Source organism: Thiosulfatimonas sediminis (assembly GCF_011398355.1).
GTDB classification, from domain to species: Bacteria; Pseudomonadota; Gammaproteobacteria; order Thiomicrospirales; family Thiomicrospiraceae; genus Thiomicrorhabdus; species Thiomicrorhabdus sediminis_A.
Window position 1 is genome coordinate 114,922 of sequence record NZ_AP021889.1, and the last position, 10,702, is coordinate 125,623.

At 46.1% G+C, this 10,702-nt stretch carries 11 protein-coding genes; 5 read left to right on the forward strand and 6 right to left on the reverse strand.

The window, feature by feature from the left end; all coding sequences use genetic code 11:
• Position 1: 1 nt before the first annotated feature.
• The 4 genes from HRR27_RS00480 to HRR27_RS00495 are packed head-to-tail and all read right to left on the reverse strand — an operon-like array spanning position 2 to position 3,426.
• Positions 2-1,003: a VWA domain-containing protein gene (locus HRR27_RS00480; protein ID WP_173269253.1), complete on the reverse strand. Its 1,002-nt coding sequence runs from the start codon at positions 1,001-1,003 to the stop codon at positions 2-4.
• Positions 1,000-1,470 carry a DUF4381 domain-containing protein gene (locus tag HRR27_RS00485; RefSeq protein WP_173269255.1) on the reverse strand — a complete coding sequence of 157 codons (471 nt, stop codon included), beginning with the start codon at positions 1,468-1,470 and terminating at the stop codon, positions 1,000-1,002. The genes HRR27_RS00480 and HRR27_RS00485 overlap by 4 nt, the downstream gene beginning before the upstream one ends.
• A gap of 56 nt (positions 1,471-1,526) precedes the next feature.
• Positions 1,527-2,438, reverse strand: a complete 912-nt coding sequence (locus HRR27_RS00490) for a DUF58 domain-containing protein (protein ID WP_173269257.1) — start codon at positions 2,436-2,438, stop codon at positions 1,527-1,529.
• A 13-nt stretch (positions 2,439-2,451) separates the two neighbouring features.
• Positions 2,452-3,426, reverse strand: coding sequence for an AAA family ATPase (locus HRR27_RS00495; protein ID WP_243830854.1), 975 nt, complete (start codon positions 3,424-3,426; stop codon positions 2,452-2,454).
• Between the two features lie 295 nt (positions 3,427-3,721).
• On the opposite strand from HRR27_RS00495, the gene HRR27_RS00500 reads away from it, so the two are divergent.
• Positions 3,722-4,639, forward strand: a complete 918-nt coding sequence (locus HRR27_RS00500) for an alpha/beta hydrolase (protein WP_173269259.1) — start codon at positions 3,722-3,724, stop codon at positions 4,637-4,639.
• A gap of 220 nt (positions 4,640-4,859) precedes the next feature.
• Here the strand turns inward: HRR27_RS00500 and HRR27_RS00505 are convergent, their stop codons facing one another.
• Positions 4,860-5,696 (reverse strand): DUF2189 domain-containing protein, encoded by an 837-nt coding sequence (locus HRR27_RS00505; protein WP_173269262.1) that lies wholly within the window; start codon positions 5,694-5,696, stop codon positions 4,860-4,862.
• A 367-nt stretch (positions 5,697-6,063) separates the two neighbouring features.
• On the opposite strand from HRR27_RS00505, the gene HRR27_RS00510 reads away from it, so the two are divergent.
• The 4 genes from HRR27_RS00510 to cmoB all read left to right on the forward strand — a co-directional run bounded on the left by HRR27_RS00510 (position 6,064) and on the right by cmoB (position 9,589).
• Positions 6,064-6,858, forward strand: coding sequence for a methyltransferase domain-containing protein (locus HRR27_RS00510; RefSeq protein WP_173269264.1), 795 nt, complete (start codon positions 6,064-6,066; stop codon positions 6,856-6,858).
• An 89-nt stretch (positions 6,859-6,947) separates the two neighbouring features.
• Positions 6,948-7,814, forward strand: a complete 867-nt coding sequence (locus HRR27_RS00515) for a DNA/RNA non-specific endonuclease (RefSeq protein WP_173269266.1) — start codon at positions 6,948-6,950, stop codon at positions 7,812-7,814.
• A gap of 30 nt (positions 7,815-7,844) precedes the next feature.
• The gene (gene cmoA, locus HRR27_RS00520) at positions 7,845-8,585 is read left to right on the forward strand and encodes a carboxy-S-adenosyl-L-methionine synthase CmoA (RefSeq protein ID WP_173269268.1); all 741 of its coding nucleotides are present in this window, start codon (positions 7,845-7,847) and stop codon (positions 8,583-8,585) included.
• An 11-nt stretch (positions 8,586-8,596) separates the two neighbouring features.
• Positions 8,597-9,589 carry a tRNA 5-methoxyuridine(34)/uridine 5-oxyacetic acid(34) synthase CmoB gene (gene cmoB, locus HRR27_RS00525; protein ID WP_173269270.1) on the forward strand — a complete coding sequence of 331 codons (993 nt, stop codon included), beginning with the start codon at positions 8,597-8,599 and terminating at the stop codon, positions 9,587-9,589.
• 172 nt (positions 9,590-9,761) lie between these two features.
• Here the strand turns inward: cmoB and HRR27_RS00530 are convergent, their stop codons facing one another.
• A complete protein-coding gene (locus tag HRR27_RS00530) occupies positions 9,762-10,412 on the reverse strand; it encodes an ArsR/SmtB family transcription factor (RefSeq protein ID WP_173269272.1) in 651 nt (216 codons plus the stop codon).
• Between the last annotated feature and the right edge of the window lie 290 nt (positions 10,413-10,702).

Consider the following 10,702-nt stretch of genomic DNA (forward strand, 5'->3'; position numbering starts at 1 on the left):
TTTAACCTCCAAGCTTACGCAGTTGCAGCCAAGCCAAGAGCAAGCTTAGCAGTAAGGCAGCACCGAGCGGCCAAAAAAACAGTTCGCTGCGCAGACGGTAACTGAACACGTCGTGTTGCACCGCTTCGAGCTGGTTAATGTATTGGTAGATTTGCTGTAACTCAGCTGTGTCGTTGGCGCGGAAAAATTGTCCGCCGGTCATTTCGCCGATTTTGCTGAGAGTCGGCTCATCCATATCCGTTCTGCTTGGCATAATTGCCCCATTTGGACGACTTTGTCCAACCCCGATGGTGTAGATTTTTAAGTGCATTTTTTGTGCTTGTTTGGCCGCTTCAAGTGGGTCTATGCCGCTGGTGTTAGAACCGTCGGTTAGGAGAATCAAAACCGCGTGTTGCTGGCCTGTTTTACGCAGGTGTTTGAGGGTTAAGCCAATCGCATCGCCGATGGCGGTATTGCGTCCGGCCATGCCGATTTGACTCTCGTTAAGTAAGGTTTTAACCGTCTGCAAATCGTAAGTTAGAGGACTGAGCAGAAACGCCTGTGAGCCAAATACCACTAAACCCATGCGGTCGCCTTGACGCTGTTCAATGAATTGTGCCACCACGGTTTTTACGGCTTCTAAGCGGTCAACATTTTCGCCGCCAAGATACATATCCGCACGGCGCATGGAGCCAGATAAATCGACCGCTAGCATCATCTCTTTGCCGCTTTGTTGAAAGGGGGTGGATTCCAGAAACCAGACTGGACGTGCTGCTGCGATGATGAGGAGTAACCACAGTACTGCGAAACCAAATGGCACGCGATAACGTGGATATTGTGGTTCTACAAGGTGCTCACTGGGCAGTGAATGTCTGACCCGCGCCACGATATTGGGGGCAAAGAGTGTACTTTGGTTTTGCGCCGCTGGACGTAACAAAATGCGCAGTAACCACGGGAGTGGTAAGAACGCAAACAGCCATGGCCAGATGAATTCAAAGTTTGCTAAGTAGGCGGATAAGCTCATTGATGATGCCCTTTAATCCAGCGTTTGGCGTAATCGTGCCAAGCATTAATCAGCTCGTTGGTTTGTTGGCTTGGTGGGGCATAAATTCGATCACTGTGTTGTGGAATGCTTGGGGGTTGCGGAATGTAGTTAGCATTTTGTTGAAGAAATTGCAGCCATTGGGTTTGATGTAATGCCGCCACGCGACGGCGGCCGTATGCACTAATAGCAACCTGTTTAAGGAGCGCGTTAATTTGTAGGATTTTATTTGTGTCGGGGCTATCTTGGCGCATGATTTGTTGTAGCTGGCGTTGTGCTTGACGACGGTAGACATTGCGACGTCTTTGGTCAGTAAAATACCAGATGATGCCGATGATAATTGAGGTGACCGAGAGCAATAAAATCCACCATGCAAAAGCCAGAGGCCACCAGCCGATCGGATCGGGAAGTTGTATGTCGTGCAGTTGTTGTAAAACCTGTGGGTCCATAAGGGTGTCCTAGGGTCGGTAAAAATTTATTTTGCATCGCCAGCCGGGATGACGCATTAGCCGATTAAATGTTTTTGGATTAAGGCTTTTACCGGCTGTTCTTGATTACTGATGGCTAAGAGCGGGATGCGTAATCGATGGAAGCCTTGTTGAGTTTCTTGCCACTGCTGCTGATACAGATCGGCGTAGTTTTGGCGCGTTTTGCTGCGAAAACTATCTAAGCGCATCAGTTGATTTTGGAGTCCTTGGATGTTGAGCCAGCCCAATTCGGGAATGTGCTGTTCCAAAGGGTCAAATACATGAAGGGCGACAACTTCCGCATGGCTTTTTAGTTGTTTCAAGTTGGCCAATAAAGTGGCATCAAATTGCAGCATATCGCCAATTAAAAAGACTTTAGAACCGGGTTTTAAATTGCGTTGCAGCTGCTGTAATGCTTGTTGCCAGTACTGGCTTTGGGTGATGCCCGGTTTTTCGAGTTGCTGCTGAAGGTCAACGGTTTGCTGTAAAAAATTGAGTAGGTTCTGCTGTGTTTTTTTAGGCGGCAACGAAATCTGCTGGCGACCATTAAAGCAGATGCCGCCGACACGTTCTTGTTGTTGCAGAGCAACCCAGCCGATAATCGCGGCTAAATTGAGAACTTGCGCGGTTTTTAAGCGCACTTGTGAGCCAAAAAAGAGCGCTGGCGTTTGCTCCGCTAAAATTAAGGTTGGACGCTCATGTTCTTCAACAAACAGCTTGGTATGGACTTTTTGAGTACGTGCGGTGACGCGCCAGTCGATATGTCGAATGTCGTCGCCGGGCTGATACTGTCGCACTTCGCTGAATGTCATCCCCCGTCCTTTGCGGACTGCATGGTGATCCCCTTGGCTGCTGGCGAGCAGTTTTTGCTGGCTCAGCAGTTTTTTCTGCTTCACGTGAAACCGCCAAGCAATCAGCTCGTCAAGATGGCTATAAATCGTCTCGTTCATTAGGGTCAATACGTTAGGCTATCGGAACCAATTGCAGTATTTTATCGGTCACGTCGTCTTCGCTCAGGTTTTGCGCTTGTGCCTCAAAGTTTAACAATAGGCGGTGTCGGAAGACATCGTGAATAATGGCCTGAACATTGTCTGGGGTGACAAACTCTTGGCCGTTGAGCCACGCGTGGGCGCGTGCGCCAAGTGATAGGGCGATGGTCGCACGGGGACTGACGCCAACGGCAATCCAGTCAGCCAGTTCTTGACTGTATTTCTCGCCTTGGCGCGTGGCGATGACGAGTTGCACAATGTAGTCTTTAATGCTGTCAGCCATATAAAGATTGAGCACCGCTTGGCGTGCGGCAAACAATTGCGTTTGTGTCATCTGAACGCCGATGGTGGATTCGTTTTGACGTGCTTCGTTTTCAACTAAGTCTAAAATCTGGCGCTCTGCTTCAGCTTCTGGGTAATCCACTTCGAGATGCATCATAAAGCGATCCAACTGCGCTTCCGGCAATGGATAGGTGCCTTCTTGTTCCAGTGGGTTTTGCGTGGCCATCACCATAAATAGTGGTGCCATTGGTAGAGAGCGTTTGCCAACACTGACTTGTCCTTCGGCCATGGCTTCTAAAAGGGCGGCTTGAACTTTTGCAGGTGCACGGTTGATTTCATCGGCCAACAGTAGATTGTGAAAAATCGGTCCACTTTGAAATTCAAACAACCCGGTTTCCGGACGATAGATTTCCGTGCCGGTAATATCTGATGGCAAAAGATCTGGAGTGAACTGAATCCGATGGAAACTCCCTTCTATCAGTTCCGACAGGGTTTTGATGGCTTTGGTTTTTGCCAGTCCTGGCGGTCCTTCGACCAAAATATGCCCGTCTGCGAGTAAAGCGATAAGCATTCGTTCGGTCAGTTTTGGTTGGCCGATAATCTGTTGGTTGATTTGCTGTTGCAGTTGTTGAAAACCTGCAAGTAGGGTCGATTCGTTGGCTGACACGGCAATGCATTCCTTGCTAATTTTTTTGGCTATTATACGCAAAGCTTTCGGTGGCTAAAGCGTCAGACGGTGATTTCCCCAGTGTTGTCATTTTTTGTACAGGTTTTTACCTTGCTTGAATTGGGTGCTGCGCCAAGCGAATGGTTTATCTTTACTTTTTCATAAGTTTTGTTTATCCATAGTGAAAAATAAAATTGATAATAAGCCTTGGAAAAACCATCCATTTTGCTATGATTTTGCTGTCCTCAGCAACCCAGCTGTGGTGTTTACAAAACCGGTTTTTAAGGAGATAAGCATGCAAAAGAGATGGCTAGCGCCAATTTTAGGGGCTTTATTAATCAGCGGTGTTGGTTATGCGCCCGGCACCTATGCAGCAACAACACAAGAGGTAACGCAACAGCAGCAGGGACTGACTCTGAATGCGAATTTAATGTTGGCAGATGGTAAAGGGTTTGCGGATGAAATGGTGTTATTAACCCACGGAACCTTAACGCATAAAGAGCGCTCTACCTACGCCGCTTTGCAGAAAAATTTGGCAAATAACGGCATTAGCTCATTGGCCATTAACCTCTCCTTGGGATTGGATAATCGCCATGGCGAGTATGATTGTGCTGTGCCACATACTCACAAGCACACGGACGCGCTCAATGAAATTGGTTATTGGATGACTTGGTTGCAGCAACAGGGCGCCGAGAAAGTGACCTTGATGGGGCATTCGCGCGGTGGAAATCAAACGGCTTGGTATGCCGCAGAGCGCGATAGCGATCAGGTGGCGAAAGTCATTTTAATTGCGCCGGCAACGGGTGAACAGCAATCGGCGAAGGACTATGCTGATAAAGCCGGTAAGCCGTTAGCGCCGATTTTGCAGCAAGCGCAGCAGATGGTTGAAGCGGGCAAAGGAACCCAGATGTTAAAAGATACTTATTTTATCTACTGTAAAGATGCGCAAGTTAGTGCAGCCGCTTTTGCCGACTATTACACGGTTAAGGGGCAGTTTGATACACCGACGTTGCTGAAAGAGATTGCCAAACCGACCTTGGTGGTAATCGGCACGGCGGATGATGTGGTTGCAGATTTACCTGAGAAGATTGCTCCTTTGGCAGATGCAGGCAAGATTAACGTAATTTCTTTAGAAGATGCAGATCACTTTTTCCTCGATTTTGCGAATGAGGATTTAGCCGCCGCTGCCGCTGAGTTTATTCGCAGCGAGTAACATTGTTAACGAAACATCAAAATCAAAAACCCAGCGATTAATGCTGGGTTTTTTCATTTAAAGGAAAAGTAAAGACGTCATCAACCATTTCAGATGGTTATAGCTAAGCAATATTTTGATTTGGCAAAGCGTGCAAGAGTATCCTCAGTTTGCGTGTTCAATAATCGCTTTGCCGTTGTTTTATGAAGCCCCTTGGCAGTTTGCGCGGAGTTTGTGTTTCTCAAACGTCGATGTCGTAAATAGATTGTTTATCATCTACTTCGATAAGGTCGTTAAAAGCGTGCCATGAAGCATAGCCGAGCAAAGGCATAACAACCAGCATCGCTAGGCCGAGCGTGACAATCCCGATGCTCACTAAAACCCCGATAGTGAGCGCCCAAAGCAGCATAACCAATTTGTTTTGGCCTACCACTTTGACGCTTAAAATCATCGCGGAAATGACGCCGATATTGCGGTCGCGTAATAAGAGTGGAATGGTAACGACGCTGAGTGCAAAAACAATCGCAGCGAGAAACAGGGCGCCAATCAAGAAATACATCATAAAGGCTTGTCCGGCCTCGGACGTTAGAAAGCTCATGACACCTTGGTTCGGATTGACGATGAGGAGCGAGTTGGATTCGATAATGGCACCAATCAGTGGAGTGATACGGCTCCAAATAGCGATGATTACCCCAAGTAATAGGGCAAAAAATGCAAATTCTGCTTTATTTTGTCGCCAAGCAAAGAGGCTGCGCATAAGGTTTGGCTGTTGGTGCCGCGAGAGTTGGCAGGAGGTGGCGTAGAGTCCGGTTGCTAAAAAGGGGGTTAGCATGACAAATAAGGTTGCCATTTTAAACATCATAATGGGTTGTTGTTGAAAACTGGTGTAAACCAGCATGACGCAAAGCGCCATAATTGCGCCGTAAAACAGAGAGGCAATCGGTGCATGGCTTATATCCAAAGCACCTTTTTTCAGCCAAGTGCCAATGGCAGAGACTTTGCAGCCGCGTGAAACAATGTGTTCACCGCTTTCGGTGTAGTGATCTTGAATTAGGTTTGGTGAAATTTCAGTTGCCATATCAACCTCCAAGGTTTTAACAATAGCCATTCAATATTCAAGTAATTCGATCTAATTTAGAGAGACACAGAATAAGCCCTCATTGAGTTAGTATTTTTATTGAGTCCTTTTTATAGACTCTTTCTATTTATACTGAATCTCACCCAGTTAAGGAAAATTAAAAAAATCACTTTAGTCTTAGGTAAAACTTATATAAGTGCCTGTTAATTTTAAGAAAAGTCGCGAGCTGTCTACGTTTTGTCGGAAGACTCGGCTAATATAGCCGGCTTCATTTTGTTATTTATTGGGCACAGAATAATTTCCAATTAGGATTGATTCTGTGTCGCCTTAACTTTCGTTGAATTTATCTGTCGCTGAGAAACCATGCATGAAACAAGATTCTGCTAAACCAATAACTTCCCCATTGCAAGATCGCAATTTCGATAAATTAGTCGATAAATTCGAGAAAAAGGTCTACGACACGTTAAAGGGTGAGTGGCGGTTAACGCTGCTAAAAGAGGATTTAGAAGCCTTACGAACGAGTGCGCCTTTGCGGATTTGGGATGCTGGTTGTGGGTTTGCGCAAATCAGCCAATGGTTTGCTGAGGCCGGTCACCAGATGACACTTTGTGATTTATCGCATCAGATGTTATTACGCGCGCAAGCCAATTTTGCCGCCGCAGAATTGTCTGCCACTTTTATTGAAGGGCCGGCGCAACAGATTGCACAACAGTTGGAACCATTTGACGTGGTTATTTTTCATGCGGTATTGGAGTGGTTAGCCGAGCCGAAAGCGACCTTGCAAACCATTGCCGAGAAGGTACAGCCCGGTGGAACCTTGTCTTTGTTGTTTTATAACCGCAATGCGGTGGTGATAAGCAATGCCTTGAAAGGGGGTTGGCGTTTGCCATTTTTATTGAACGATGAGTATATCGGAAAAGGCAAAAAGCTCACACCGCCTAACCCACAAATACCGGAAGAGGTTTGTGATTGGCTGGCGCAGTGGGGGTTTGAAATTGAAGTACATACCGGTATTCGAGTTTTTCATGATTATATGGGGCAGGAGGCGATGCAGCATAGTGATAGCGAGCAGTTGCTGGCATTGGAATACCGTTACTGCCGTCAACCAACCTATCGAAATTTGGCGCGCTATATACATCTGCGCGCTAAACGGATCGCTTAATCGCAATATTTAGCGATGTGTTTGGCATGGTTAGCGCGTCTTAATTTCGTATAATGGGCGCTGATTTTCAGTCGAAATTAAGAGCTTATATGAAATTGTCCAGTTTGGCGAAACCGCTGTTTCGCATCTTAATACGTCATCCAAAATGGTGGGCATTTGCGTTGATTGCGGTGGCGCTTTGGTATGCCTATGAGCGCTTCTATGCACGTCCGCAAATGGCGTATATGGGGGTGCCGCAAATCGTTCAGCTACATTCTGGTTATGATTTTAGCCATATTTTGCGTTATGACGGTTTTATGTTGGCCTACTCTGAAGCGTTAAAAAATCCGCTTTGGGTGACTTACAAAGTGACGGCCAAAAAGTTTGAATCGGGTGCGCGTCCTAGTCGTTTTCAAAGTGAACCGTTTTCGTTAAGTCGAATCTCGCATGATGATTACACTGGTTCTGGTTATGATCGCGGCCACATGGCGCCAAATTATGTGATTGCAACCCGCTATGGTCGTCAAGCGCAGCTGGACACTTTTACCATGACCAATATCAGCCCACAAAAACCGAATTTGAATCAGAAATCATGGCAGCGCTTGGAGGAGATCGTCGCGAATGATTTTTCCAAACAATATGGTGATTTTTGGGTGGTGACGGGGCCGATTTTTGATACGGCGCCCAAATCGCTCAAAAATTCTTCGGTGGCCATTCCGGTGGCTTTTTATAAAATTTTGATTCGCCCGAGCAACGAAGAACAGCCAGCGAATGCGTTGGCGTTTATCTTCCCGCAAACCGCGCGACCTAATGAAAGTTTGAACAAGTTTGTCAGTACGATTGATGAAATAGAAGCCCGAACGGGTATTGATTTTTTTGCCGATTTGGAAGACGAATTTGAAGTGCTGTTAGAGTCGAGTAAAACACCGCAGGCATGGAATTTGAATGCCGTTGCCAATCGCCCATCGCGCTATTGAAATGGACCAAAAGTTAGTTGAGGAATGTTTATGAAACTCCCTACGCAAAAAGACACGCTCTATAACGTAGTACATGAAGCGGTCGGCGCTTTTCAGTTTGATGAATCGGTTGTGGCGGTTTTTCCGGACATGATTTCGCGCTCTGTCCCGGGTTATCAAACCATTTTGACCGGCATTGGTGAACTGACTAAGTTGCACGCTAAAGCGCATACGCGACTCTATGATTTGGGGTGTTCTCTTGGTGCGGCGACGTTAACCATGCGCCGTGCATTGGATGCCGAAGCGGGATGCTCAATCATCGCTTTGGATAATTCCAGTGCAATGGTAGAGCGCGCACATGAGTATCTTCAAGCATTTCATTCGGATGTGCCGGTTGAATTGCATTGCGCCGATATGTGCGATTTTGAAATTAGTAATGCATCGGTGGTCGTGATTAACTTTACCTTGCAGTTTATCAATCCAGAACAGCGTCAGCCGCTTATCCAGAAAATTTATGATGGTTTAGTTCCGGGCGGTGTACTGATTTTGTCGGAAAAAATTCATTTTGAGGATACGACTTTGCAGGCCAGTATTGAGCATATGCATTGGCAATTTAAGCGTGCCAACGGTTATTCTGAACTGGAGATTAGTCAAAAGCGCTCATCCTTAGAAAACGTCCTTATTTCGGATAGCGAGCAGACCCATCTTCAGCGTCTTAAAACGGTTGGTTTTAGCAGTGCCGGCATTTGGTTTCAGGCTTATAATTTTGCCTCTTTTATCGCGGTTAAATAAGGAGTTTTCACGTGAAACAACACTATGAGAGCTTTTGGACGCATCTTGAAGAAGAGCGTTTACAACCTTGGCGCGAGCAATTACCGGCTCTGATTGATGATGCTTTGCATCCCGAAGGCAATGGAAATTTGCCGCGCTGGTTGGAAGCGTTACAGCAGATTAGACTTTATCCGCAAGCCCATAATTTTAATCTCAATGCCGATACGGTGAGTGTTGCAGAGGGTTCGCCATTGAGTGCTGAGCAGAAAGCAGCGTTGCGGCAGACCTTGCGAGTATTTCATCCGTGGCGTAAAGGGCCATATTCGGTCCATGATATTTTTATTGATACTGAGTGGCGTTCGGATTGGAAATGGCAGCGGGTACGGCCACATTTGGCAGATTTGCGCGGACGTAAAGTGCTGGATATTGGTTGCGGCAGTGGCTATCACCTGTGGCGGATGGCGGGAGAAGGTCCGCAATTGGCGGTAGGGGTTGATCCAAGTTTGTTGTTTTTGAATCAGTTTTTGGTGATGAAACATTTTATTGGTCCGCAAGTACCAGCGTATTTTTTGCCGCTGACCTTAGAGCAGTTACCCGTGTCTACAAAGGGTGGCGCTTTTGATACGGTGTTTTCGATGGGCGTTTTATATCACCGTCGTTCACCGATTGATCATATTTATGAGCTTAAGGCACAGCTGAGGGCGGGCGGCGAATTGGTTCTGGAAACCCTAGTGGTACCGGAATCATTTGGTCAGCTGTTGGTACCTGAAGATCGCTATGCGCAAATGCGTAATGTTTGGTTTTTGCCGTCTGTGCCGGAACTGGAAATCTGGTTGCGCCGTTGTGGATTGGTGAATGTGCGTTGTGTTGATTTAGACCAGACCTCGATTGAAGAACAGCGTAGCACCGAATGGATGGAATGGAACTCGTTGCAAAGTTTTTTGGATCCGCAAGACCACAATAAAACCATTGAAGGCTATCCGGCACCTCTGCGCGCTGTGATGGTGTGCAATACCCCACAGTAGCGGAACAGCGGTTTTTTAGCGATTGAGCAGGTTGTTTCGGCAATGTAGGTAGAGTTTCTTGTTAAGATGAAATACCTACTATATTTAGCGTAAGTAAAGTTTTCATTCACTACTGGTTGTGGATAAGCTTGTGGATTCTTGCGCTAGATTTTTTGGCCAACGCTGATATAGCCTAGCTTTGCGGTAGGGTTTGCCAATCTGGATAACCTTGCGCCATACGGCTGGCTTGAAACGCTTGTTGGTTGAGTTGTTCAACCGCTTGATAAGACCACAAGCAGTATGGACCGCGACAATAAACAATCAATGGTTTATCTTTGGGCAGCATTGGCATTTTGTCGGCCAGTTGGTCGATTGGGATATTAATCGACCCTTTAATATGGCCGAATTGATATTCGTCTTCCGGACGAACATCCAATAGGGTGATCTCGTTAGCGTCTAAATGTTTTTTAAGTTCTTTCGGATTGAACGGCATTAAGGGCGCTTTGGGGTTTAATTGTTGATGCAAAATTTGTGAAACTTCGGCCATTTGCTGTTCTGCAACTTGGCGCATAGCATGAATTAGCGGCACAATCTCCGGTGTGCTAAGGCGATAAATGCGTTGCGAACCGTTTTTTTCGCAGATAACTAGTCCGGCTTGTTTCAAGCTTTGCAAATGTTTGGAGACATTGGCAATGCTCAATTGCAATTTGTTGCTTAGGGTTTCAACGTGTTGCGGCGCCTGCGCGAGGATATCTAAAATCATCAGGCGATTGGCGTGTCCGAGGGATTTGCCGATTTGGGCAAGCTGTTCAAATAGGCAGAGTTTTAAATTAGCGGTTTCCATTTCGTTTTACACGGTTCCATTTACATCAGTTTATTTTAACCTAGCAAGGCGCTAAACACCTCGCTGAAGCGATGTAAACTTATTCAGTGTCTTTTTAGTTTTACTTTATGGTGTGTGATAAAAAAGTTTAATTATTGATTTTAAAATAAGTTTTGACATTTTTAGGGCAATGCAAGTAATATTCAACCAAATGGTTGAATGCTGTAAATATAAAAGACTTTTTGGGAAAAATGCAACCGTGGCCATTTTCAATGCAATACGCCAATGTAATTGAAAGTGGCATCGATTCT

What these genes read in the sequence shown, in the direction of transcription:
- HRR27_RS00500 (WP_173269259.1), top strand. Translation starts at nt 3,722, where the DNA reads ATGCAAAAGAGATGGCTAGCGCCAATTTTAGGGGCTTTATTAATCAGC.
- HRR27_RS00530 (WP_173269272.1), bottom strand. Translation starts at nt 10,412, where the DNA reads ATGGAAACCGCTAATTTAAAACTCTGCCTATTTGAACAGCTTGCCCAA.
- HRR27_RS00480 (WP_173269253.1), bottom strand. Translation starts at nt 1,003, where the DNA reads ATGAGCTTATCCGCCTACTTAGCAAACTTTGAATTCATCTGGCCATGG.
- HRR27_RS00485 (WP_173269255.1), bottom strand. Translation starts at nt 1,470, where the DNA reads ATGGACCCACAGGTTTTACAACAACTGCACGACATACAACTTCCCGAT.
- cmoA (WP_173269268.1), top strand. Translation starts at nt 7,845, where the DNA reads ATGAAACTCCCTACGCAAAAAGACACGCTCTATAACGTAGTACATGAA.
- HRR27_RS00510 (WP_173269264.1), top strand. Translation starts at nt 6,064, where the DNA reads ATGAAACAAGATTCTGCTAAACCAATAACTTCCCCATTGCAAGATCGC.
- HRR27_RS00505 (WP_173269262.1), bottom strand. Translation starts at nt 5,696, where the DNA reads ATGGCAACTGAAATTTCACCAAACCTAATTCAAGATCACTACACCGAA.
- HRR27_RS00515 (WP_173269266.1), top strand. Translation starts at nt 6,948, where the DNA reads ATGAAATTGTCCAGTTTGGCGAAACCGCTGTTTCGCATCTTAATACGT.
- HRR27_RS00490 (WP_173269257.1), bottom strand. Translation starts at nt 2,438, where the DNA reads ATGAACGAGACGATTTATAGCCATCTTGACGAGCTGATTGCTTGGCGG.